This is a genomic window from Aliamphritea ceti, from assembly GCF_024347215.1.
Taxonomy (GTDB): domain Bacteria; phylum Pseudomonadota; class Gammaproteobacteria; order Pseudomonadales; family Balneatricaceae; genus Amphritea; species Amphritea ceti.
Genome location: NZ_AP025282.1, coordinates 847,980 through 872,982 on the forward strand (window position 1 = coordinate 847,980; position 25,003 = coordinate 872,982).

Here is a 25,003-nt window from a genome sequence, read left to right on the forward strand (position 1 = left end):
TCCTACTGGTTACTGGCTTTCAGCTCGCTTGGGCATTCGGGGTAGATGTCCGGTCTTAACTGAGATCGGGTTACCTGTCCTTGCGTAGCTTGTTCGATGGGTAAAACGAATTCAGCGGGAACACGTCCTGATTTATTCAACCAAAACCAGACGTTTTGCTGTTTTGAGTTGATGGCTCGCGCTAATGCTGATTGCCCGCCGACCAAGTCAATGGCACGGCGGAGATGTTTTTGTGTCGTGTTGAACACTTCCATACCGTCTCCTGTTACAATAAAAACTGTTACAAGATTGAATGTTACAGTTTAAACTGTAGATAAGTCAACAGTTAAAATTGTTGAAAGGCTACAGTTTTATTTGTAGAATACGGGCTTATGAAAACTTTATCCGAACGACTAAACCATGCCTTGCAGCTTACTGGGGTGACTCAGTCTGAGTTGGCTCGTCGCATTGGTATCAAACAGCAGTCGATCAGCCAGATTTGCTCTGGTAAATCGGCTAGGTCTCGTTACACCATGCAGATCGCGGAGGCGCTTCGCGTGAATGCTCATTGGCTCGCCACAGGTGATGGCGAGATTGGCTTGGGGGTCGGTAATGTAGAAGTCGGGCCTGATATTAAGGGAAGAATTCCTCTCATTAACTGGGTTCAGGCCGGTGATTGGACTGAAATAGCGGAGGGATTTGCCCATGAAGATGCTGAGGAGTGGCGTGAAGTCACTGGGAAAGCACATGAGGGTTGTTTCGCACTTCGCGTAAAAGGCGACAGTATGGAAAATCCAAGCGGAAAAAAATCCATACCTGAGGGAGCAGTGATCGTTGTTGATCCTGAGTTACCGTACTCTTCAGGTTCATTGGTTGTTGCGCGTTTGGATGATTCGAAAGAAGCAACCTTTAAGCAGTTGGTTATTGATGGTGAACAGAAGTATCTAAAACCTTTGAACCCGCAATACCCGGCAATACCGATCAACGGCAACTGCACCATCATCGGTGTAGTACGACAAGCTATCATCGATTTCTGGTAGCGAAGGAATTTGTGGTTTAGCCACAGTTGTTCATGAGCTGAAGAAGCAACGATTGCAAACAGCTACAACTGAGCATTGGCGCACGCTGAGAGTAAATGGTAACCGATTAGATAACCATTGATTGTTTATAAAGTCAAGATCAGCGAAAATAGCGGCCAATTACGATTAACACGACGGATTTGACAAGCGAAGAACTGAAAAGAGAGTACTTCCAAAAGTGTGTACAAATCCGTGTACAAACTAAAAGAATTTATACATGGCAAACCAAGATTTTCTCAATGAAATCAATAAGCGAAGGACCTTTGCTATCATCTCCCACCCTGATGCCGGTAAAACCACTATCACCGAAAAACTGCTGTTATTCGGAAACCTGATTCAGAAAGCCGGTACGGTAAAAGGCAAAAAGGCTGATCGTCATGCGACGTCAGACTGGATGAGTATGGAGCAGGAGCGGGGGATCTCGGTTACTTCTTCCGTTATGCAGTTTCCGCATAATGGCCGTATCGTTAATCTGCTGGATACACCGGGTCACGAAGACTTCTCGGAAGATACCTATCGCACACTGACCGCTGTGGATTCCGCGCTGATGGTTGTGGATGGTGCTAAAGGTGTCGAGGACCGGACCATCAAGCTGATGGAGGTTTGTCGTTTACGTGACACGCCGATTCTTTCTTTCGTCAACAAAATGGATCGGGATATTCGTGATCCTATTGATTTGCTGGATGAGATCGAAGACGTTCTGAAAATTGCGGCAGCTCCTATTACCTGGCCTATCAGCATGGGTAAGGATTTCCGTGGGGTGTATAACCTCTATACTGATACCATTCATGTATTCACGCCTGGCCAGGGAAGTATTATTCCTGATGACATTCAGGTCAGTGGTCTTGAGTCGGACGAAGCCCGTGAATTATTGGGCGATTTATATGACGATTTCCTTGAAGAAGTAGAGTTAGTTCGTGGTGCGAGCCATGAGTTCGAGCTTGAAGAATACCTCGCTGGTCGTCAGACCCCGGTTTATTTTGGTACGGCGCTGTCTAACTTCGGCGTGCGTGAAATGCTGGACGGTTTTGTTGATTTTGCTCCATCACCTGCGCCGCGCGCTTCGCTAACACGAGAAGTTGAAGCTGATGAAGAAAAGTTCTCCGGATTCGTCTTTAAGATCCAGGCGAACATGGATCCTAAACATCGTGACCGTATTGCTTTCATGCGGGTCTGCTCCGGTCGTTACTCGAAGGGCATGAAGATGCGCCATGTGCGTATCAAAAAGGATGTGAAAATTGCTGATGCGGTGACTTTCCTTGCGGGTGACCGTTCTAATGTGGAAGAAGCCTGGTCTGGCGATATTATTGGTTTACATAACCACGGTACGATTCAGATCGGTGATACTTTCACTGAGGGTGAAGAGCTGAAATTTACGGGTATTCCACATTTTGCACCGGAAATGTTCCGTCGGGTCCGAGCTACAGATCCTATGAAAATGAAGCAGCTGCAGAAAGGTTTGCAGCAGCTCTCAGAAGAAGGTGCGGTTCAGTTATTTCAGCCGATCAATAAAAATGATCTGATTCTTGGTGCGGTTGGTCAGCTTCAGTTTGAGGTTGTTGTTTATCGCCTTAAAGATGAATACAAGGTGGAATGCATTTATGAACCGATCAGTGTGGCGACTGCCCGTTGGGTTGAGTGTGATGACGATCGGAAGCTGGAAGAATTCCGTCGTAAAGGTGGGGATAATCTGGCACTGGATGGTGGTGGGTTGTTAACCTATCTGGCGCCGACCCGGGTTAACCTGAGTTTGACTGAAGAGCGTTGGCCAGATTTACAGTTCCGTGCAACTCGCGAGCATTAATCTTCACGATTCAAAAAGACCGCTGTAGTTAAAGATTACAGCGGTTTTTTTATGTCTCGAGTTCGGCTTATGATGAAGTGAATAGTTTCAGTCGCTTTGTGAGTAAACTTTTGAATCGGATTTTTAAATAGGTAAGGCATGTGGAAATAATCGACAGTCATTGTCATCTGGATTTTCCGGTATTGCAGTCGCAATTAGCCGATGTGCTGTTACGAGCAAAAAGTGCAGGAGTAAATTGTTTTGTGGTACCGGGTGTAAATCACGCTAACTGGGCAAGGGTTCTTGAGTTAAGCCGGCAGCATATAAATATTTATGCCGCGTTAGGCGTTCATCCTTGCTTTCTTGATACTGATAGCGAAAGCTCATTGGTGGAGTTAACTGATTATTTTGCTAAGAACGCTGATGACATTGTTGCTGTTGGTGAAATTGGGCTGGATTTATATGAGTCTGATAAGGACTCTGTGCGTCAGCTAAGCATTCTTAACCGGCAACTACAGTTAGCAGCTGATTTTAATAAGCCGGTTATTCTGCATGTACGTAAAGCGCATGACCTGATGTTAAAACAGCTGAGACGAATTAAGCTTGAGCGGGGTGGTGTCGTACATGCCTTTAGTGGCAGCCTGCAACAGGCTGAAGAATACATCAAACTGGGATTTAAGTTAGGTGTAGGCGGCAGTATTACTTATGAAAGAGCTAAAAAATTACGCCGGACTTTTGCGCAGTTACCTCTGGCGTCTTTAGTGTTGGAAACGGACTCTCCGGATATGCCCCTGTGCGGTTATCAGGGGGAAATTAATTATCCAGAGCGTGCGGCATTAGTTGCGGCTTCGCTGGCAGATTTGCGGAATATATCATTGGCAGAAGTTGCTGAAATTACTTCCGAAAACAGCCAGGCTATTTTTAATATCTGAAATTAGTAGCGCGTTTTTGTTCGTTCTCGAAAGTTCTATTGCCCGGAATGAGAGGCTTAGCTTTGGTCTGGCGATTAAGAGAGTTGATTTGTTGTTCGATTAAAGTTTTAAATTAATCAGGCGTTAGCATATTTATTTGCTGTGTATTTTCCTGCGGATACAAGACTGGAATGAGTCGGAAAGCTATGCGGTAAAGTGGCCAGAGGAAGGCAGAAAAGGAAGACAGTTACTTATTGCATGGATGCAGTGTCACGAGTGAGGTTCAGTGGAAGCACTATGGATGTGTTTCTTAGACGAAATCTAACAAGTGTTGTATCGCAAGGGGTGTATTGATGGGAAGTATGCAGACAGTCATACCCAAAATTTTGGTTATTGATGATGTCCATGCCAACCTGAAGGCAATGCGAGTGCTGTTAAAAGATATTACGGCTGAAGTTGTTACCGCAGATTCAGGCAATAATGGTTTGGCGCTGGCCTTGGAAGAGCATGTTACGTTAATTCTCTTAGACGTGAATATGCCAGGTATGGATGGTTTTGAAGTTGCTCAGCTACTGAGTGAAATGGAAGAAACCCGGAATATTCCAATTATTTTCATTACTGCTTTTCAGCATGATGAGGAAAAACGATTGCAGGGCTATAACGCCGGCGCAATTGATTACATCCAAAAACCGGTTAATCCCGATATTCTTTTGTCGAAAATTCATGTTTTCCTGAAAATGTGGTCTCTACGGTTTGGGCTGGAGCAGGAGATTTCCCGCCGGCGTAAAGTTGAGAAAGAAATCGAATATCTTGCGCAGCATGATGCGCTGACTCATCTGCCAAATCGTCGCCAGTTACATATTGAAATTGAGCGAATGATTGACCGAACCTCCCGGACTAAAGAAAAATTTGCAGTATTGTTTCTTGATCTTGATGGCTTCAAGAGAATTAATGATGAGCTGGGCCACGAAGCGGGCGATGCCTTTCTGAAAGATGTTGCTAAACGGTTTCGCAGCCAGATTCGCAGTTTTGATGTTATCGCCCGTTACGGTGGTGATGAGTTTATTGTTTTATTGTCGGATTTATCGGATTCACTGGCATTAACTAATCGTCTAAAACAGCTGACGGCTCAGGCTCAGCAGCCTTTTTTTTGGGAAGGTAATGACTTAAAGGCTGGTGTCAGTATTGGTGTGTCGGTATTTCCTGATCATGGCCGGGATGGTGATACGTTGATTAAGCGGGCTGATGCCGCTATGTATCTGGCTAAAGATGCCGGCCGTAATACTTTTCGTTTTTATACTGATGCACTCAACAACAGTTTACAGCGTCGGCTGTTGTTAGAACGGCATATTCAGGATTCTCTCAACAATGAAGAGTTGGAAGTTTATTATCAGCCAATCGTTAATGCTTCAGATGGCGTGCCAGTTGGCGCAGAATCTCTATTGCGCTGGAACAACCAGGCGTTAGGGGTGGTATCGCCTGCAGAGTTTATACCGGTGGCTGAAAGCTGTGGAATGATTCATCAGCTGGGTATTTGGGTATTGCGTCAGTCGGTAGCAACTATGCAGCGTTGCCCCGGGATTGCTTTCAGTGTTAATGCTTCTGCATTGCAGTTTAATGATAATAATCTGTGTGCTGAGCTGGTAAGTCTTTTGGAGAGTGGATCGCTTGCGGCAGATAAAACTGCAATAGAAATTACAGAAGGTTTACTGTTATCGAATACAGATGATGTTGATGCCAGGCTGGAACAGATTCGTGAAATGGGCATAGGTTTGTCGATTGATGATTTTGGTACAGGCTATTCAGCATTAGGGTATCTGAAGCGTTGTCCGGTTAATCGGATTAAAATTGACCGGACTTTTGTGGCAGGAATACCGGAAGATATGGAAAGTGTTGCACTGGTCCAGGCTATTATCGCGATGGGCCATGCATTAGGCTTAGAGGTGATTGCTGAAGGAGTGGAAACTGAGCAGCAATGGCATTTTCTCAGAGATGAAGGTTGTGACATGGCGCAGGGGTATTATTTCTCTCTGCCCTTGCCGCAAAAGGAATTTATTGAATATTTGCAGTGCAATCGTTAACAGTTGTGTGGCAGTAGTAGCGTGCAGTGGCCCGGCAAACAATAAGAAAAGCATTTATTAAGACGGATCTGAATATCATGACGATTAAGCGGCTAATACTGGCAACGTTTATAACAATGTTGCTGTTCTCCATCAGCCTGGTAGCGGTGGTTTTTCTTGTTTTTAATAATCAGAAAGAACTGATTCAAAGCTATGACAACCGATATAAATCTTACTTGCTGGCTGATCAGCTGCGACAAAGCTCTGATGATTTAACACGCTTCGCCAGAACCTATGCCGTTACCGGCGATGAGCGTTATCTGAAATATTACCATGATGTCTTAGATATTCGTGACGGCAAGAAACCGCGACCGGAAGCCTACGAGCGTATTTACTGGGATTTCTTTGCCGCCAGAGATGTTGCCCCCCGTCGCGATGGGAATACTGAATCTCTGCACAATCTGATGGAAAAAGCGGGCTTTGATAAGACTGAACTGGCCAAACTGGCTCAGGCCGAAATTAATTCTAATGGTTTGGTCCGTACCGAAGAGATAGCCATGCATGCAATCCTTGGCCAATACGAGGATGGACAAGGCAACTTTACGATACAGGCTGAGCCTGATCCCCAACTGGCAGCACAGCTATTGCACAACAGGGATTATCACTTAGAAAAAGAGCGGATTATGCGGCCGCTTGATGAATTCTTTGTGATGTTGGACACGCGTACTTCCGGGGAGGTGGCGAGCTACCTGGGGCGCAGTGATGTTTTGTTGCTGGTTCTGAAAGTCATGGCAGTTGCTCTACTCTTATTATCATTAGGGCTCGCCTGGTTATTAGTACGTATTGTCTTGAAACCGCTGGGTGGTGAGCCGGTTAAGATGAATCAGATTGCTAATTCAATATCGAGTGGCAATCTTGACTTGAGCTTTGATGATAAAGCCGTGGATGGCAGCGTTTACCATGCATTGCAACTGATGACCGAAAATCTACGCGAAACCAGTGAAGCTAGTAAACAGCGTGCCTGGCTGCAGGAAGGCGTGGTATCTGTCAGTGAAGTCTTACGCCAGGAGCGGGATATTGACGTTATGTCTGAAGTGGCATTGCGGGTGTTAGCCCGATACGTAGATGCGCAGGCGGGCAGTATGTATTTGTGGCGTGATGATGAGTTGGATGATGGTCAGGGAGTGCTGGAGCGTGTTGCTGTATTTGCTCATCTGGATATTGGCCGGGAAAACCGTCGTTACCATTTGAAGCAGGGGTTAATCGGCCAGGCCGCCGCTGAAAATGACATTGTTATTGTTGATGATGTACCAATGGGGTATCTGACTCTGGCGTCAGGCTGTGGTCAGGCTGAGCCGCATAGCATAGTGTTGGTGCCTTTCTCTTTTCGCAGTGAGCTTAGAGGCGTGATTGAGCTAGGTTTTCTGAATAAAATTGATATTTCTGTTAAGGAACTGCTAGAGGCATTGCGTGAGCCGCTCGGTATTGCTTTTGAAAATGTAACGACCCGTAATACTCTGAGTGTGGCTTTAAAAGATTCTCAAAACCTTTCTGAAGAGCTGCAAACTCAGCAGGAAGAACTTCGCATAATGAATGAGTCGTTACGTTCTAAAAGTAGCGATCTGGAAGCGCAAAAAATTGCTCTTGAGCAATCCCAGAAAGATATTCAGGCTAAAGCGACAGAGCTTGAACAGACCAGCCGCTATAAGTCAGAGTTTTTGGCGAATATGTCTCATGAGCTGCGTACCCCGCTAAATAGTTTGCTGATTTTAGCGCGTTCGCTTGCCGGTAATGACGAAGGGAATCTATCACTGGATGAAGTTGAATCTGCCGAAGTTATTCAGGATAGCGGTAAGCATTTGCTGAACCTGATAAATGACATTCTCGATCTTTCTAAGGTTGAAGCTGGAAAGATGCTGGCTAGCGATGAAGACATTGAACTGACCCGGCTGATTCGCAGTTTAAACCACCGCTTTACACCAATGGCGACAGATAAAGGTATTGGCTTTTCTATTACCCGTGAAGCCGGTGTGCCGGAAAACTTCGTCAGTGATTATGTTCGTTTGGAGCAGATACTGACTAACCTGATAGGCAACGGCATTAAATTTACCAATGAAGGAGTTGTGAGTGTCCGGTTTAGCTTGCAGCCCAAAGCTGCTGGCGGCAACTGGCTGGCTATCGCAGTGTCGGACAGCGGTGTTGGTATTGCGGAAAATCAGCAGGAGAAAGTGTTCATGGCTTTCCAGCAGGCTGACGGATCAACTACCCGTGAATTTGGTGGTACAGGTCTTGGCTTGTCGATCAGTAAAGAATTAGCGCATTTGTTAGATGGCGAGATAGATTTGCAAAGCATACCTGGCCAGGGTAGTACGTTTACATTGCGCATTCCTGAGCGTAAAACCGTCATGCAGGTTAAAGCGGCGCTCAAACCTAAAGTAGCGGCAACTTCTGCGGCTTTATTTGAGTCTGCTGATCTGATCCAGCCTTCTTTGAATGCAGTGGCTGATCTGGGAGAAGATGACCGACATTGCCTGGATGAAGACCGGCCTTTATTCCTGATTGTTGAAGATGATTCTAAGTTTGCCAGAATCCTGTATCAGACCTGTCATCAGCAAGGTGTTCAGGCACTGGTGGCAGGTGATGGTGAAACCGGACTGATGCTGGCGAAGCAGTATCCAATAACGGGTATTGTGATGGATTACATGTTGCCGGGAATGGATGGTGACGATGTTATTAGCCAGTTACGAGCCGATGAAGCAACCCGGCATATTCCGGTGCATGTTATGAGCGCTCTGGATAACCTGGCTGATCTGAGTCAGCGCGGGGCTGACAGTCAATTGGTTAAGCCGGTCACAAAAGAGCAGATCGTAGATGTACTGCATCAAATGTATGGTGCCAGTCAGGCACAGAAATCACGTTTATTAATTGTTGAAGATGATGCAGCGGGAAGTCTGGCGTTGCAACGTCTGTTGAAGCAGGATCAGCTTGAGCTTGAGCTGGATTTTGTGCACACCGGTAATGGTGCTTTGGATGCAGTTTCCCGGCAAAAATATGTGGCTATCATTCTGGATTTAGGTTTGCCGGACATGACCGGGTTTGAGGTATTGAGATCCTTGAGTGATCTGCCTCAGGAGGTATTGCCTCAAATTATTGTGCATACCGGTAAAGAGCTGACCAATGATGAATATCTGGAGCTGAGTCAGTACACCGATAAAATAGTGATTAAATCAGCGCGATCTCCTGAGCGCCTACTTAGTGAAGTGTATCAGTTCGTGAACGATGTTAATTCTGAAGAACATGCTGCGGTCAGTGCTGTGGTGTCAGCGCCTGTAGAAGGCGACCTGGAAGTTGTTGATGAAGCAGATAAACAGGTAGATCTTCATGGCCGTACCGCTTTGCTGGTTGATGATGATATGCGTAATACTTTTGCGCTGGCAAAAATTTTACGTAAGCAAAAAATGACTGTGCATATTGCTCCCAGTGGTCAGAAAGCGCTGGAATTACTTGATGATGTTGGTGATATAGAAGTCGTGCTTATGGATATCATGATGCCTGAAATGGATGGCTATGAAACCATAGCCAGAATTCGTAAAAATGATCAGCATATTAAGTTGCCTATTATCGCCTTAACAGCAAATGCTATGCCTGGTGATAGGGAAAAATGCCTGCAAGCAGGTGCGGACGATTATGTATCTAAACCTGTTGATATTCAGGGGTTGATGTCGCGTATGCAGCAGTTGCTATGAAGCACTCTGCTGTTTGTAATATGTCAGAACAAGATACTTTTGTTGAAAAAACGATAATGGACGTGTCGCATCAGTCGCTTGAATTACATGAGTTGGATTTGCTGCTGGAAGCGCTTTATCGCTTTTGTGATTATGATCTGCGCCAATACGGGCGAAGATCTTTAATGCGATTAATTCAGAATATTCTTGCAGAGTATGGTTTACATCATGTGTCTGATCTAATTCCTATGGTGGCGCATGATATGTCCTTCCGAAGGACCGTCATTGACCGTTTAACCGTGAGCTATTCTGTCATGTATCGTGATCCAGAGCTGTTTAAGCGGCTAAGGGATGATGTCTTTCTGTATTTACAAAGTTTTCCACGGTTATCAGTCTGGGTTGCCGGTTGTGCAGATGGTGAGGAAGTGTATTCTCTGGCGATCTTGCTGGCCGAAGCCGGCTTACTGGAAAGAACTCAGCTGTACGCTACAGATATTAGCCCTAAAGCACTTGAGAATGCCCGCTCCGGTATTTTGCAGCGCCCTCTGGATGATGATGTCATTCAGCGCTATCAGGCTTCAGGCGGCACTGATGACCTGAAGCGTTACTTTTCTTCTTTCAATGGTCAGCTTCAGATCGATAGTGATATTTTGCAGCGAATAGCTTTTGAAAAACATGATTTGGTACAGCAGCCCAGCCATGTTTCTGCGCATCTTATTTTATGTCGAAATGTATTTATCTATTTTGACCACAGGCTGAAAAATAAAGTATTGGCGAAGCTGGGGGATGCCCTGATGGTTAATGGCTTTTTAGCCATAGGTGTAGAAGAAAGTATTAGCTTGTGTGAAGACTATGGCCGGTTCGATATTTTAAGCCGTAAAGCAGGGCTCTACAGGAAGAAGCTTGGCTACTAAAAATACGTATCAGATAACCGACTGCTGAATGTTCAGCAGTCGGTTTGCCAGATGTGCTTAGTTATCACTCATATCGTCAAATGGATTATCGATTTTCAGGTCTACCGGATTCGCGTAACCAGGTAACTGAATTTCGCTGTCGGTCATTGTTAAATCTTCACCCGTCAGAACGTTGTGATCATAACGGTAAATAGGTTTACTCAGACCTTTGATGGAATGCTCGTCATAGTCTTTAGCGTTGGTCAGTGTCTCGGCAAGCTTGTCCTTGTAACGGGACATCGCTTCTTTTCCGTGACGTTTGGTAAGCATTGCTTCAGTGACCTTTGGTGAAAGCATAACCGCGCTGGCATTATTACCACCAAAACCTTTTGAGTTAAGGATGACCGAGTCCATTCCGTCAGTACCGACCTGCATGTGCTGATTGCTCAGGTGCAGATTAGTGGCGTGAATGTCATCAGCAAACTCAGGTGTAGTGACGATACCCGGAATAATACCGTGTTCCCAAACCCCCAGGGATAAGTTCAGCTGATCGCCCCCAGCAGTGCCTTGCGAATGCCCCAGATAACACTTCATCGCTGCTACCTTCCAGGCTGGAATGTTGAATGCTTTGGCTGTTTCGTTGATAACGTGGGATTCAGTTACCCGGTTTTGCGGGGTGCTGGTGCCATGCGCCTGAACAAAGCTGCGCTGACGGAGGGATTCTTCGCCCAGCATGCTGCTAACCAGAGAGGCCGCTTTACCCATTGTAATGTAGTTGCCGATACCCGGTGCCGAAATTGATTTCTTATGGCCATCAGCATTCACGAATACTTCTGGAATTGAGCCGTGAATCTGTGCACCCAGTTCCAATGCTAAATCGTCGCTCATCAATAATGTGAACTGACAGGATTCAGCAATGGTGAAACCACAGTTATTACCGAACGGGCGACAAGCTTTACGATAATCATCTTTGCTCAGTGCAGATAACTTATCGAGGGCTAAAAGTGCTTTGTCTTCAGCCAGCGCACCCATCGCCCGGAAGCCTTCAATTATTTCTGGTGTTACCGGGGCGTCGCTTCCGCCAACCAGTACAACTTTACGGCGGCCGCTGCGAATATCGTTCACTGCGCTGCGCAGGTTATACAAATAAGTTGCGCAGGCGCCCAGTGCTCCTCCGGTGACACCAACACTGCCAAGAATATAGGCATTAATAAAGTCGGCTGGCATTTGTGCGTAGCCCAGCGGCATATTCTTTGATGTAGTACGTTTACCAATAGACGGAAATTTAACCAGACCACCAAATCCAAGGTCATCCATCTGACCGATGGAGTTACTGGCATATACGCCTATCTGGTCAGGTGCGACACTGTCAGCAATAAGGTCCCAGGGGATACCTGCTGAGTTTAACGCGTCAGACGCGCCAAAAACTGTCATTTGGAGATTACGCGGATGGTTGCGTGACTGATACAAGGTGCCTGGTTTGAATCCTGTCGGCAGCTGGCCAGCAGTGCGTACCTGTGCGCCGCGGGTATCTGGCAGAATTGTACTCAGTTCACCACTAAAGGTTACTTCAACCTGATTCGCATTTAATTCTTTAACCTGCCAGTTCTCAGGTATTTGTTGAGGCATCTGACGTTTGCGCAACGTAAAAGTAACGGCTTCAGCACTGCTTAGCTTTGCAGGCTGATTAAAAACGACATTGTTTACGTCGAAGCAATCATTTTCGATGTGACGAATCAGGGTATTGTCTTTTACCTGATCAGCCAAACTTTCAGCTAACTCTGTTACCGGGCGCTGTTTACCCTCTGAATCGACATAATGTCCGTTCTCAAAGCCAGCCAGTCCCATAAGTGTTGCCAGATCTAGTAAAGTCTCAGCGCGACTTGTCTCATCTAGTTCGTCGAGAATAAGACGACGGTAACCATGGTGAAAGGAACTGCGACCGGCCGGACTGATGCCGCCGAAACCTACAATAACCGGGAGTTGAGACAAGGGACTTTCCTCGGAACAGAATCTTACGAATATATTAACGACCGATTCTATAAGTTGTAACACTGACTGACTAGGGGATAGAGTGGGGAATTTTCATAAACTCAGTAAATATTCATATTAGCTGACTATAATTTTCATCATTCCAGTGTAAGTGTGTGTGATTTGTTAATCGCATGGAAGTTTGGGGAGATAGGCGCTGAATTTTTTGCATCAGTTGTAGTCAGAGCCTGTGGCGTCGCCGGTAGAACCGGCAGTGAAAGAATTTTGAGGTGAATCTATGAAGAAATTAACTGTCCTTGCCTGTGCGTTGGTACTGTCTGGATGTCAAACCCTGGATCCTTATACGCAAGAGCAGAAAACAGGAAACGCGACTAAAGGTGCGGGCATCGGTGCACTGGCCGGTGCCGTATTAGGTGCGGCTGTTTCCAGTAAAAAAGACCGTACTAAAGGTGCAATTACCGGGGCACTGGTTGGCGGTGCTGTGGGCGGTGGTGTTGGTTACTATATGGATCAGCAAGAGATGTTATTACGTCAGGAGCTGGAAGGGACTGGTGTACGGGTTGAGCGGGTCGGTGATGAAATTCGCCTGATCATGCCGGGGAATATTACCTTTGCTACTGATTCGTATAATGTCGCTCCGGGTTTTAATGGCGTGTTGGGCTCTGTGGGCAAGGTGCTGGTTAAGTTCGATAAAACAATCGTGAATGTGGACGGCTTTACTGATAGCACCGGTTCTGCAGAATACAACCAGGAACTTTCAGAGCGTCGGGCAGCTTCGGTTGCTCAGCATCTTGCTAGTACCGGTGTTTCAGATCTGCGATTGCAGGCGCGTGGCTACGGTGAACGTTATCCGGTTGCGAGTAATGATACAGCCACAGGACGTTCTCAGAATCGTCGGGTAGAAGTACAGATTCGTGGTACTCAGCAATAAGTTTTAAGATTGTAAGTCTGCAAATGCCGGGAAGCTTTAATTAGCCCCGGCATTTTTGTATCTGATTATGCATAAACTGTCAGTCGTTAATGGGTAATGACTACATCGTCTGGTTGAATATTGTAAGTGCTGCCTTCCTGAGTGAGGCGGCCAACAGCGAAGAAAGGTTGTACTTCAGTAACTGTAATGCTGCTTTGTGTATTGGTTAGCTGAACGTTCTCGCCTATGCCATTGGTATAGAAGCTGGATTTCCGGTAGACGCTTAGACGATCTCCGACGTTAATGCCTGACTGTGAGCCGGCATTAAACCATATGAACGTGCCATCTGTACGGGTGATACTGGCAGCAAAAGGTTTGCACCTAAGCTCAGTTTGCAGATCATCTGTGATCTGATTAATGAGCATTTGGGTTTGCATTCCATAATCCTGCTTCCAGAAAGCAGCGCTGGCGAAACCAACTTTTGCTTCTGGCTCCAGATTCCAGCGTCCGGCAACGACGTATTGTTTGCTGAAGAGTAAGGCACCACTGAAGCCGTCATGGATGAAAATATCGACGACCAGATTACGTAAATGGCGCTTGCTGCGGTAATCCTGGCGGTTATAAAAGTCGACTAAAATGTTGCGTTTAAGCGCGATGGTATCTGGGTCATGCATCGTCATATCACGAATGACACCAGATACAACGTATTGCACATCTAATTGCTGGATTTCCTGAAGGACAGTAGTAATAGCACCTGCAGACAGTTGTCGGGATGGTGCTGTCTGGATACTAGGGTGCATAGTGAGTAACCCTGCGTTGCGTGCAGTCAGCTGGGTTTTTTCATTGATGTTATTGGTAAGTTGGGCGCTGAATTCAGATTGGATGTTTTCCAGTGACCCCAGAATAGCCTGTGTTGGTGCTAGTAATGGGAAAGCAGTTACAGCCAGTGACTTCATGTAGCCTTGGCTACGTATTCCGCCACGGCAGTCTGCTTCGTATTCTACTTCAGCCCGAATTCTTACATGTAAGGTCTGATTACGGATAGCTTCATCAAGAATTTCGATGTCATTGACCTGACCAAGTGTCTTAATTTGCATGTTATCAATACTGAGAACACCGTCAGTTACTTTTTGTGTGCTGCTGACAAATACGCTGGCTTGTAGAGCTGCCTGCTGAGATGCATTGCGAATGGCGTTTTGTCTGGCGGAGTCTAGATCACCGTCAAAAATCATTGACTGGCCCTGGGCTTCGATAGTGATGGCCGTTGTCAGAGCTGAAAATGATAAAAGTAATGTGGCACAAATCAGGCGTAACAGATTAAACATAAGCGTCAGGTCACCGATACAATACATATGTGGGTAGAGAATATGCTATTCAGGTGGATAAGATAGCATCCTCAGCAGAAAATTATGGTAATTTAGTCTGGAATTAATCCAGATGGTTGCAATGGAGTAAATTTTGAAACTCAGCCCTGTAATTCAGTGCTGTAGCTACAAGTGTTCTTTTGCAGTTTTCTGAAAGCGTATAATGGCAGATGTGATCAGCTGATGAAATATTTACGACAACTGGGAATTAGTCTTGTTTTTATTGGGCTTGCTGGCTGTGCGCAGAACCAGTCTCTGACGAAGGTGCAGCTTGAGAGTATTAGCCCGGAAGCCGCCCAAACGCTGCGTGAAACCCAAACGGAAGCCGTTCAGGCTGAGCGCGAAGCATTGACGCGTGAAGTGATTATGGTTGATGCGGTATCCACTGGTACCGATGCAATGAGTGAGGTGGTTGCTCAGATGGCGGTTCAGATTGATACCGGACTGGCTAAGAACCGTGTTAAGAAGTTGCCTATCGCTATTTTGCCTTTTAAAAATCTGGATGCAAAAACAACGCCGGCAGGGCTTGGTGAGCGACTCAGTGAAAACATGATTTTTCAGATGCAGCAGCATGGCTATAATCTGGTGGATTATCGGGCTGTGAGTTTGAATACGACACTTAAGAATCCTTTGTCCCGGGATAACCTTTCTTCTATTCGTAACCGTTTCCGGATTCATTATGTTTTGACCGGGACGTATGCGCGCCATCCTGATGGTCTGGTTATTAATGCCCGTGTGCTGGATACCACGACCCGCCAAATTATGGCGACAGGTCAGTCACATGTCTCAGTTGCCCGGTTAGAAGGTGAGATCCCCGGATATGATCCGCTGGCAAGCGATGCAGCCGGCTTGATTATTGAAAATGGTCAGGGGAGAGCGCAATGATTGCTTTTGTGGGAAAGCTACAGCGGATTTTATTGGTTGCTCTGTTTACTGTGTCGTTAGCGGGTTGCGAAACTTTTGTTGAATCTACAAAAGACATTGTTAGTGCGTTGCCGGATTTACCTCCACGGGTTGATGATAAGCCTTTACCACCTGAATGGGTTCAGGTAACTGGGTACGCACCAATCAGTTTGCAGTCGGGCCTTAATCGACAGCATAAAATTTTAAATGCAATTAAAGCTTCTAAACTGGATGCATACCGGGAGTTGACAGCCGTCGTTCATGGCCAACATTTGGCGGGTACGACATCTGTGCAGGATATGGTTTTGCAAAGTAATACTTTTCAGGGAGCCGTGGCAGGTATTATTCGGGGAGCCCGGGTAGTGAAAAGCTATCCTATACAGGATGATGTTTATGCAACCATTCTGGAAGTGGATCTCAATCAGTTACAACGCGCCTGGCGTGATAGTCAGTAATTTTGATTACTAATAAAAAAGGGCATGATGAGATGCCCTTTTTTTGTGTCCTGTGTTGTTACTCAGGCTTTTTTATTTTATCAAATGCAGCGAGTTGTTCAGGCGTTGCTTTCTGTTGGTGGTTGGCTTTCCATTCGGCATAAGGCATGCCGTATACCTGTTCGCAGGCATCTTCATAGCTGATATCTACGTTCTGTTCGTCGGCTGCTGCTTTATACCATTTAGACAGGCAGTTGCGGCAAAAGCCTGCCAGTATCATCAGATCAATATTCTGAACATCTTTGCGGCCGTCCAGATGTTTAACCAGACGACGGAAGGCTGCTGCTTCCAGCTCAGTTTGTTGTTGCTTATCCATGTTTATTCCTTACTTCGGCCTGCAGTGTCGGGCAGGCAGGGTTATTGTTCGGCTTGAATATGTTCGTCCAGTTGTTGACATATATCTTTTTGCAGGGCGTCGCACAACGCATTATCTGTGAGTGGGTTGCCATGTATATCGCTAATAAAGAAGTAATCCTCTACGCGTTCGCCGATGCTAACAATCTTAGCGTTGCGTACAGATATTCCATGAGTCATGAAAATACGCCCCAACCGGGCAAGTAATCCCGGCCGGTCCGGGGTCATGACTTCCAAAGTCGTCAGTTGCTTATCAGTATCATTGATAATGTTAACTCTGGTGGGGTTGGCAAAAAGCTTCAGCTGACGAGGCGTGCGGCGGTGAATAATGTTTGGGTATTCTTCCGGGTTGTTAAGTGCAGTTACCAGGCTTTGTTGAATATATTCCAGATGCGCAGCGTTGTCTGTCAGTGGTTGGTTGTCAGCAGCAAGTACGGTGTAAGTATTTAGTGTTTGTTGGTTGTTATCGGCAACCATGATACGTGCATCCTGAATGTTCAGGTTTAGCTGATCCAGTGCTGAAGCGGCAGCAGCAAACAGGTTAGGCTGATCGCGCATGTAAATGAACACTTCAGTGGCGCCTTCAAAGGAACGTCGAGATGTCTCATGCATTTTTACCAGAGGTAAGTCTGAATCGCCGTGCTCAAGAATGGCACGGGTTTGCCAGGCAATATTCGGGGCCTGTTCGCGTAAGAAGTATTCGTCGCCAAGGTGTTCCCAGAAACTGAGCACTTCCATTCCCCCGCAACCATTGCGTTGCAGTTGCACCATGGCTTCGTGCTGAGTCTGTTCAATACGATCTTCTTTGTTTATCGGGTTTTCCAGCCCGCGCTGCAGAGCGATCTTAGTATCTGAATATAGCTGACGAAGCAGTGCAGCACGCCAGCTATTCCAAAGAGTATGGTTGGTGGCGTTGATATCTGCCACTGTCAGTATATAAAGATGATCCAAGTGATCCAGGTCCCTCACTTGCTTAGCAAAATGCTGAATAATGTCTGGATCCGAGATATCTTTTCGCTGTGCAGTCATAGACATCAGCAGATGATTACGCACCAGCCAGGTCACTAAGTGGGTATCCCATTTACCCAGATGGTGGCGTTCGCAGAAAAGCTTTACGTCCTCAGCACCCAGTTCAGAGTGATCACCGCCGCGGCCTTTGCCAATGTCGTGATATAAGCCGGCAATATATATCAGTTCAATTTTGGGGATCTGGTTAATGATCCGGTGTGCAATCGGAAACTGTTCGCTGTTATCTGTATGGCGGAACTGACGAAGCTTCTGCACTACTTTCAGGGTGTGAGCATCAACCGTATATATGTGGAACAGATCATGTTGCATCTGGCCGATGATTTCGCCAAATTCGGGTAGATAGCGGCCCAGAATGCCGAACCGGTTCATGCGCTTCAGTTCAGTTGATACTTTAAGGTTGCCGCGCAGTAATTCCATGAATAGGGATATATTGCGGATGTCTTTACGGAAATCATCATCAATACGGTGCCGGTTATTCAGAATAAGGCGGATGGTCGAGGCGCGTACACCTTTGATCTCTTCGTTTTCAGCGAGCAATACGAATAGCTCCATCATTGCGAAGGGGTGGTGTTCGAAGACGCTGGGGTAAGCTGCTTTTATATAGCCGTTATGCAGATTGAAACGCTTATTCAGCGGTTCGATTATCTGTTCTTCACCGACGCTTAGTATCACTTCATCAAAATACTGTAGCAGCATGTTGTTGAATTCAGACATGGTTTTTGCAACACGGTAGTACTTAACCATGAACTGCTCAACGGCGAGTGCGCCGTCCTGGTTTTTATATCCAAATAAGTCTGCAAGCGTGCGCTGGTGGTCGAAAAGCAGGCGATCTTCACGGCGTTTGCAGTGCATGTGCAGAGCGTAACGTACTGTCCAAAGATAGCGTTCACCTTTTTCCAGAGTGTCTAACTCTGACTCGGTGACAAAACCGTGATCTACAAGGTCATGTATGAAGGTTGTACCAAAGTGTCTTTTTGCTACCCAGCCAATCGTTTGTAAGTCTCTGAGGCCGCCAGGAGATGCTTTGAGGTTTGGTTCAAGGTTATATTCAGTATCGTTGGTTTTATCGTGACGACTTTTTTGCTCATCGATTTTGGCGAGGAAGAATTCTTTATCACTCCAGGCGCCTGAAGTGACGCGATGGAAGATTCTGTCATGCAGGTTTTGGTTGCCTGTGATTAATCGTGATTCAATCAGGTTGGTCGCTATCGTGATGTCTTTTACGGCTTCCTGATAGCATTCTTCGAGGGTTCTTACGCTGGAGCCGATATCAAGGTTGATATCCCAGAGAAGGGTAAGAAAACCACTGATGCTGGCTTGCATTTGTTCGTCTTCAACTGCATCAAGAAGAATAAGTAAGTCTACATCTGAATGGGGGTGTAATTCTCCCCGGCCGTAGCCACCTACCGCAATAAGGGCGAAGCCGTTGTTATCTGGCCATTCAAAAAGGTTCCAGGCTTGTAATAGTAATTGGTCGACCAGCCAGGCACGGCCATAAATAAGCTTGCGGATGTCCTCGCCCTGAATAAAACGTTCATCCATCAGCGCCTGAGCGTTCTTCAGTGTTTGTTTGAATGCAACGATTGGTGATGCAGCTGTTGCCAGTTCAGCGCTGAATTCGGCTGCTGAGAATAGCGTTTCATCAGCAGCGAAAAGGGTGTCGGACATTTTGGAGCCTGTTTCAGGTTTACATTTAGAAGTTTTCTTCCTGACGTCTAGTCAGTACTTCATAGCCATCTGCAGTGACCAGAATAGTGTGTTCCCATTGAGCAGAAAGACGCTTATCAACAGTTTCAACTGTCCAGCCGTCTCGCTTAAGTAGCTTAACGTGGCGTTTACCCGCGTTGATCATTGGCTCAATCGTGAAGATCATGCCTTCTTCCAGAGTTACCCCAGTGCCTGCTTTGCCATAATGCAGGACCTGAGGATCTTCATGAAAGCCTTCGCCGATACCATGGCCACAGTATTCGCGAACCACGGAGTAGTGATTGGATTCTGCGAATTGTTGAATGATATGGCCTATGTCACCAAGTTGTGCACCTGGCTTTACAAGTTCCATTGCTTTGTACAGACACTCCTGAGTGATAGCCGCTAGTCGTTCAGCGTGAGGCTGGGCTTTGCCAACAAAAAACATTTTGCTGGTATCGCCATGATAGCCGTCTTTAATGACAGTGATGTCGATATTGATCATATCGCCATTTTTAAGTGCTTTGTCATTTGGAATACCATGACAAACAACATGGTTCACTGAAGTGCAGATGGATTTCGGGAAACCGTGATAGTTAAGCGGAGCGGGGATGGCCTGTTGCTCATTAACAATGTAATCATGACAGATTTGATTGATTTCATTAGTGGTAACCCCTGGTTTTACGTGAGGTTCAATCATTTCTAAAACTTCCGCCGCCAGGCGTCCGGCCACTCGCATTTTATCGATGGCGTCGGCTGTCTTAATTACTATGCTCATATTTACCCTTAAACTGTATGTGCTGGGACGGTGTTGAGAGTTATTGTCGGCAAGCGCCTGCTGCATACTCTCTTATATAGTCTGAGCGGGGCATTGTAGCGAATTAAGCCTCTAAGAACAAAACAAGCACTTCAAAATATGCTTATATTATGGTATAAATCCGCCCGCAAATTTACGTAGCTGTCTCCGGTGATCCCGGTGCTGCCCGTGAATTATAAATAATCCACACATGTACCGACACATTGCCTTGGGTGCCGCTTGCGGTTGGGGGATGGGGTGCATGGAGGTTTAACCCTAACATTAGGAATTTGAAAAATGGCACAAGTTACAATGCGTGACCTGCTGAAAGCAGGTGTTCACTTCGGTCACCAGACCCGTTACTGGAACCCTAAAATGGGTAAGTACATCTTTGGTGCTCGCAACAAAATTCATATCATCAACCTGGAGCACACTCTGCCTGCTCTGAATGGTGCTCTGGATGTTGTTAAAGGTATGGCTGGTAACAAGAACAAGATTCTGTTCGTTGGTACTAAACGTGCTGCAAGTAAGTGCATCAAAGAAGAAGCTAGCCGCTCTGGTATGCCGTACGTAAACCACCGTTGGTTGGGTGGTATGCTGACTAACTATAAGACTATCCGTCAGTCTATCCGTCGCTTCCGCGACCTGGAAGGACAAAGCCAGGATGGTACTTTTGCTCAGCTGACTAAGAAAGAAGCTCTGATGCGTCAGCGCGAAATGGAAAAGCTGGAACGTTCAATCGGTGGTATCAAGGACATGGGTGGTCTTCCAGACGCACTGTTTGTTGTTGATGTTGATCACGAACGTATCGCTATTAACGAAGCAAACAAGTTGGGTATCCCTGTTATTGGTATCGTTGATACTAACAGCAACCCAGATGGCGTTGACTACGTTATTCCAGGTAACGATGATGCTTTGCGTGCGATTCAGATCTACGTAAAAGCTGTTGCTGACGCTTGCTCTGACGGTAACGAAGATGTTGCTGCCGAAAAAGGCGAGTTCGTTGAAGTTGAAGAGCCGAATGCAGCTGCTGAGTAATCAGGCTGTAAGCGATCTGGGTATTTAGTATTCGGATTCGCGAGAGGGGAGCGGTAAGCTCCCCTTTTTTCAATGTGAATTTTAAAGTTTGTGTACGAGGTACAACAAAATGGCAAGCTTCTCCGCTAAGCAGGTAAAAGAACTGCGTGATCGTACCGGTCTGGGTATGATGGAGTGTAAGAAAGCATTGGCTGCTGCCGATGGTGACGTTGATAAGGCAATTGAAGAGCTGCGTAAAGCATCTGGCATGAAGGCTGCTAAAAAAGCTGGCCGTACTGCTGCTGAAGGCGTTGTGGTTGTTCAGGTTGCTGAAGACAACAGCTTTGCAATTGCTGTTGAAATTAACTCTGAAACAGATTTCGCTGCGCGTGATGAGAACTTCGCTGCTTTTTGTCAGACTGTTCTGGCTAAAGCATTTGCTGAAAAGCAAACAGATGTTGAAGCTCTGATGGCTGGTGAACTGACAGAAGTGCGTGACGCCCTAGTTCAGAAAATCGGTGAGAATATTGGCGTTCGTCGCATTTTGCTGGTTGAAGGTGATGTGGTTTCTGCATACGTTCACGGTACTGGTAACCTGGCAGCTCTGGTTGCACTGAACGGCGGTAACGCTGAACTGGCTAAAGACATCGCTATGCATGTTACTGCTGTTAACCCACAAGTGGTTAGCAAAGAAGATATGCCTGAAGATGTTGTAACCAAAGAAAAAGAAATTATCCTGGCTCAGCCGGATATGGCGAGCAAGCCTGCTGAAATTGCTGAGAAGATGGTTGTTGGTCGTATCAACAAATTCTTGGCTGAGAATAGTTTGGTTGAGCAGCCGTTCGTTAAAAACCCTGATCTGAAAGTTGGTCAGTTGGTTAAAGATGCAGGCGCAAGCGTTGCTTCTTTCGTGCGTATTGCAGTAGGTGAAGGTATTGAAGTCGAGAAGAAAGACTTCGCTGATGAGGTTGCTGAGCAACTGAAAGGCTAATACCTGCCTTCTAATGGATTGCTCATTTTTACAGGTGCGCAATCCATTTCTTTCTTGTTACACTGCTTCTAACTTCAGTCTTGGTGGAGACGCAATCAATGTCGGCCTCGAGTCAGCCTTCCAAAAAATTTAAACGTATTCTCTTAAAACTCAGCGGCGAAGCCCTAATGGGCGATGAGAACTTCGGTATTGATCCGCAAGTTTTGAATCGAATGGCGCTGGAAATTGGCCAGCTGGTAGGTATTGGTGTTCAAGTAGGTATAGTTATCGGTGGTGGTAACCTGTTTCGTGGTGCTGCACTGAGCGCTGCCGGTTTAGATCGGGTAACTGGCGACCATATGGGGATGCTGGCTACCGTGATGAATGCTTTGGCTATGCGGGATGCGCTTGAGCGTTCGAACATCAAAACACGTGTTATGTCGGCGATTCCGATGACGGGTGTAGTTGATGATTATGATTTCCGTAACGCTGTTCGTTATCTGAATCAGGGCGATGTTGTGATTTTCTCGGCAGGAACCGGTAACCCGTTTTTTACGACCGACTCTGCGGCGTGCTTGCGTGGTATCGAAATCGGTGCTGATGTTGTGATTAAGGCAACTAAAGTTGATGGAGTTTATACGTCTGACCCGGTGAAAAATCCGACAGCAAGACGCTATCGTCATCTGAGCTTTGATGAGGCGATTGAACAGCAGTTGGGCGTAATGGATTTGACGGCTATATGTCTGAGTCGTGATCATGATATGCCATTGCGCGTTTTTAATATGAATAAGCCTGGTGCCCTGGCAAATCTGATTGTTGGTGGCGATGAAGGCACCGTGATCGATAATAATGAGACGGTAGGAGATAAGTATGCTGAATGAAATTGCTCAGGATGCTCAAGAGCGGATGCAGAAAAGCCTGGAAGTGTTGGCTAATAACCTGAAAAAAATTCGTACAGGCCGTGCGCATCCAAGTATTCTGGAAACTGTAATGGTGTCTTATTATGGTTCTGATGTGCCGCTGAGTCAGGTGGCTAACATCTCTGTAGAAGATGGTCGGACATTGTCTATTTCTCCGTGGGAAAATAATCTTGCTCCGGATATTGAAAAAGCGATTATGAAGTCTGATTTAGGTTTGAATCCGTCTTCTGCTGGTGCTGTGATTCGTGTGCCGATGCCAATGCTGACTGAAGAGACGCGCAAAGGTTATATTCGTCAGGCGCGCCAGGAAGCTGAAAAAGGTCGCGTGTCAGTGCGTAACGTACGCCGTGATGCGAATGGTGACCTTAAAGACCTTCTGAAAGAGAAGGAAATTACTGAAGATGATCTGCGTCGTGGTGAAGATCAGATTCAGAAATTGACAGATAAATTTATAGCTGATGTTGATAAGTTTCTTGAAGAGAAAGAAGCTGACTTGATGGAAATCTGATAGGGATATGCCCGGTTTTATTTTGAATAAATCCGGGCGATTTTTTTGATGGCAGAAAAACTTCATCTTAACCTTCCCGAAGGGAAGTCCGCCCCCCGGCATATTGCAATTATTATGGATGGCAATAACCGTTGGGCTAAAAAGCATAAGCGTGTCAGCCTTTCAGGGCATAAGGCGGGTGTTGCCAGTGTTCGCAGTGTCATTGAAGGGTGTGTAGAGCTTGGTGTTGAAGCTTTGACGCTATTTGCATTTAGTAGTGAAAATTGGCAGCGGCCTGCGCTCGAAGTCAAAGGTTTGATGGAGCTGTTTGCGTGGGCGCTTGATCGTGAAGTAGGCAAGCTTGATAAGCACAATATCCGCCTGCGTATTATTGGCGATAAGTCACGGTTTAATAAGAATTTACAAGATAAAATTGCCAAGGCTGAAGCTCAAACTGCCGATAATACCGGGCTTGCGTTGAATATAGCGGCTAATTATGGTGGTCGTTGGGATATTGCCCAGGCTTGTCAGCAGCTTGCGAAAGCATGTGTAGATGGGCAACTTAATCCGGCTGATATTACAGAGTCAATGTTGGGTGAGTATATTAGTCTGGCTGATATTGCAGTACCTGATTTGTGTATCAGAACGGCTGGTGAGCAGCGTGTTAGTAATTTTCTGATATGGCAAATGGCATATAGCGAGTACTACTTTAGTGACTTGTTATGGCCTGATTTTGATAAGCATGCATTGGTTCATGCTATCGAAAGTTACTTGGGCCGAGAACGTCGATTCGGTAAAACCAGCGAACAACTAGAGTCTGAGAATGCTTAAACAACGATTGATTACTGCCCTGATTTTAGCTCCGTGTGCATTAGCCGGGCTGTTTTTTCTTTCGTTAGATCTATTTAAACTCTTTACTTGTGTCATTGTTTTATTTGCTGCCTGGGAGTGGGCCGATCTTTCTGGTGTGCCTGCTGCCAGTGCGCGTGTTGCATACTCTTCGTTTGTGGCTGCTTGTATTGCTTTAGTGGACTACAGTCTGACAGTTCCTCAATTTCAGGACTTTATGCTACCCACCGTCCTGTTCTGGATAATGGCATTATTCTGGGTTTTCCGTTTTCCTGCAGTCCGTGGCTGGCATTCCAGTTGGCAGCGTTTAATCATTGGTTTGCTTGTGCTGGTGCCTAGTTGGATGGCGTTAGTGAGCATTCGTCAGCATCCTGATGGCAGCGTATTTATGTTAATGCTGTTGTTACTTGTGTGGGGTGCTGATATTGGTGCTTATTTTGCCGGTAAAACCTGGGGGCGTAAAAAGCTGGCGCCAAAAGTGAGTCCAGGTAAAACAATGGCTGGCTTTTGGGGTGGTATCGGCAGTTGTGTGATTATTGCAATAGGTTTTGTTATTTATCTTGAGCTTTCAATGTTAGATGGTTTTTATCTGATTGTGCTATCGATAATCGCAGGGTTAGCTTCAGTATTAGGTGACTTATTTGAAAGTATGCTGAAGCGCCAGCGGGGTATCAAAGATAGTAGCAAGTTGTTGCCTGGGCATGGTGGTGTACTGGATCGTATCGATAGCATTACTGCTGCAGCACCTATGTTTGTTCTGGGTGTGCATGTGCTGACGACTGTTTAAATCAGGGAGTCAGGG

21 protein-coding genes are annotated in these 25,003 nt (G+C 46.1%); 15 read left to right on the forward strand and 6 right to left on the reverse strand.

What is annotated here, in order from left to right; translation table 11 throughout:
* Positions 1-2: 2 nt before the first annotated feature.
* Positions 3-254, reverse strand: coding sequence for a helix-turn-helix domain-containing protein (locus OCU49_RS03850; RefSeq protein ID WP_000451746.1), 252 nt, complete (start codon positions 252-254; stop codon positions 3-5).
* A gap of 117 nt (positions 255-371) precedes the next feature.
* On the opposite strand from OCU49_RS03850, the gene OCU49_RS03855 reads away from it, so the two are divergent.
* From OCU49_RS03855 to OCU49_RS03880, 6 genes are all read left to right on the forward strand, one after another.
* Positions 372-1,019 carry a LexA family protein gene (locus OCU49_RS03855; protein ID WP_000854920.1) on the forward strand — a complete coding sequence of 216 codons (648 nt, stop codon included), beginning with the start codon at positions 372-374 and terminating at the stop codon, positions 1,017-1,019.
* A 256-nt stretch (positions 1,020-1,275) separates the two neighbouring features.
* A complete protein-coding gene (locus OCU49_RS03860; RefSeq protein ID WP_261843677.1) occupies positions 1,276-2,862 on the forward strand; it encodes a peptide chain release factor 3 in 1,587 nt (528 codons plus the stop codon).
* 140 nt (positions 2,863-3,002) lie between these two features.
* A complete protein-coding gene (locus OCU49_RS03865; RefSeq protein WP_261843678.1) occupies positions 3,003-3,773 on the forward strand; it encodes a TatD family hydrolase in 771 nt (256 codons plus the stop codon).
* Positions 3,774-4,105: 332 nt separating this feature from the next.
* Entirely contained in the window at positions 4,106-5,833 is a 1,728-nt protein-coding gene (locus OCU49_RS03870; RefSeq protein ID WP_261843679.1) for a putative bifunctional diguanylate cyclase/phosphodiesterase, read from the forward strand.
* Between the two features lie 77 nt (positions 5,834-5,910).
* Positions 5,911-9,558 carry a response regulator gene (locus OCU49_RS03875; RefSeq protein ID WP_261843680.1) on the forward strand — a complete coding sequence of 1,216 codons (3,648 nt, stop codon included), beginning with the start codon at positions 5,911-5,913 and terminating at the stop codon, positions 9,556-9,558.
* Entirely contained in the window at positions 9,555-10,451 is an 897-nt protein-coding gene (locus OCU49_RS03880; protein ID WP_261843681.1) for a CheR family methyltransferase, read from the forward strand. The genes OCU49_RS03875 and OCU49_RS03880 overlap by 4 nt, the downstream gene beginning before the upstream one ends.
* A 57-nt stretch (positions 10,452-10,508) precedes the next feature.
* On the opposite strand, the gene OCU49_RS03885 is transcribed toward OCU49_RS03880, so the two are convergent.
* A complete protein-coding gene (locus OCU49_RS03885; RefSeq protein WP_261843682.1) occupies positions 10,509-12,422 on the reverse strand; it encodes a beta-ketoacyl synthase in 1,914 nt (637 codons plus the stop codon).
* A 277-nt stretch (positions 12,423-12,699) separates the two neighbouring features.
* On the opposite strand from OCU49_RS03885, the gene OCU49_RS03890 reads away from it, so the two are divergent.
* Positions 12,700-13,353 carry a YiaD family glycine zipper/OmpA-like lipoprotein gene (locus OCU49_RS03890; RefSeq protein WP_261843683.1) on the forward strand — a complete coding sequence of 218 codons (654 nt, stop codon included), beginning with the start codon at positions 12,700-12,702 and terminating at the stop codon, positions 13,351-13,353.
* Positions 13,354-13,439: 86 nt separating this feature from the next.
* On the opposite strand, the gene OCU49_RS03895 is transcribed toward OCU49_RS03890, so the two are convergent.
* Positions 13,440-14,657: a flagellar assembly protein T N-terminal domain-containing protein gene (locus OCU49_RS03895; protein ID WP_261843684.1), complete on the reverse strand. Its 1,218-nt coding sequence runs from the start codon at positions 14,655-14,657 to the stop codon at positions 13,440-13,442.
* Between the two features lie 222 nt (positions 14,658-14,879).
* Between OCU49_RS03895 and OCU49_RS03900 the strand changes: the two genes are divergently transcribed.
* On the forward strand, positions 14,880-15,581 hold the full coding sequence (locus OCU49_RS03900; RefSeq protein WP_261843685.1) for a FlgO family outer membrane protein: 702 nt from the start codon (positions 14,880-14,882) through the stop codon (positions 15,579-15,581).
* Complete coding sequence (locus tag OCU49_RS03905) at positions 15,578-16,054, forward strand: LPP20 family lipoprotein (RefSeq protein WP_261843686.1); 477 nt, start codon at positions 15,578-15,580, stop codon at positions 16,052-16,054. The genes OCU49_RS03900 and OCU49_RS03905 overlap by 4 nt, the downstream gene beginning before the upstream one ends.
* A gap of 58 nt (positions 16,055-16,112) precedes the next feature.
* Here the strand turns inward: OCU49_RS03905 and OCU49_RS03910 are convergent, their stop codons facing one another.
* Genes OCU49_RS03910 through map form a run of 3 tightly spaced genes read right to left on the reverse strand, consistent with a single transcriptional unit; the run spans position 16,113 to position 19,940 of the window.
* A complete protein-coding gene (locus OCU49_RS03910) occupies positions 16,113-16,409 on the reverse strand; it encodes a DUF1244 domain-containing protein (protein ID WP_261843687.1) in 297 nt (98 codons plus the stop codon).
* Between the two features lie 41 nt (positions 16,410-16,450).
* Positions 16,451-19,144 carry a [protein-PII] uridylyltransferase gene (locus tag OCU49_RS03915; RefSeq protein ID WP_261843688.1) on the reverse strand — a complete coding sequence of 898 codons (2,694 nt, stop codon included), beginning with the start codon at positions 19,142-19,144 and terminating at the stop codon, positions 16,451-16,453.
* Between the two features lie 25 nt (positions 19,145-19,169).
* Positions 19,170-19,940, reverse strand: coding sequence for a type I methionyl aminopeptidase (gene map / locus OCU49_RS03920; RefSeq protein ID WP_261843689.1), 771 nt, complete (start codon positions 19,938-19,940; stop codon positions 19,170-19,172).
* 315 nt (positions 19,941-20,255) lie between these two features.
* Here map and rpsB point away from each other — a divergent pair, with 315 nt between their 5' ends.
* The 6 genes from rpsB to OCU49_RS03950 all read left to right on the forward strand — a co-directional run bounded on the left by rpsB (position 20,256) and on the right by OCU49_RS03950 (position 24,988).
* Positions 20,256-20,996: a 30S ribosomal protein S2 gene (gene rpsB / locus OCU49_RS03925; RefSeq protein WP_261843690.1), complete on the forward strand. Its 741-nt coding sequence runs from the start codon at positions 20,256-20,258 to the stop codon at positions 20,994-20,996.
* Positions 20,997-21,105: 109 nt separating this feature from the next.
* Positions 21,106-21,966, forward strand: a complete 861-nt coding sequence (gene tsf / locus OCU49_RS03930; RefSeq protein ID WP_261843691.1) for a translation elongation factor Ts — start codon at positions 21,106-21,108, stop codon at positions 21,964-21,966.
* A gap of 98 nt (positions 21,967-22,064) precedes the next feature.
* Positions 22,065-22,826 carry a UMP kinase gene (gene pyrH / locus OCU49_RS03935; RefSeq protein WP_261843692.1) on the forward strand — a complete coding sequence of 254 codons (762 nt, stop codon included), beginning with the start codon at positions 22,065-22,067 and terminating at the stop codon, positions 22,824-22,826.
* On the forward strand, positions 22,816-23,373 hold the full coding sequence (gene frr / locus OCU49_RS03940; protein ID WP_261843693.1) for a ribosome recycling factor: 558 nt from the start codon (positions 22,816-22,818) through the stop codon (positions 23,371-23,373). The genes pyrH and frr overlap by 11 nt, the downstream gene beginning before the upstream one ends.
* Positions 23,374-23,421: 48 nt before the next feature.
* Positions 23,422-24,183, forward strand: coding sequence for a polyprenyl diphosphate synthase (gene uppS / locus OCU49_RS03945; protein WP_261843694.1), 762 nt, complete (start codon positions 23,422-23,424; stop codon positions 24,181-24,183).
* Entirely contained in the window at positions 24,176-24,988 is an 813-nt protein-coding gene (locus OCU49_RS03950) for a phosphatidate cytidylyltransferase (RefSeq protein WP_261843695.1), read from the forward strand. Before uppS ends, OCU49_RS03950 begins: the two co-directional genes overlap by 8 nt.
* Positions 24,989-25,003 lie beyond the last annotated feature (15 nt).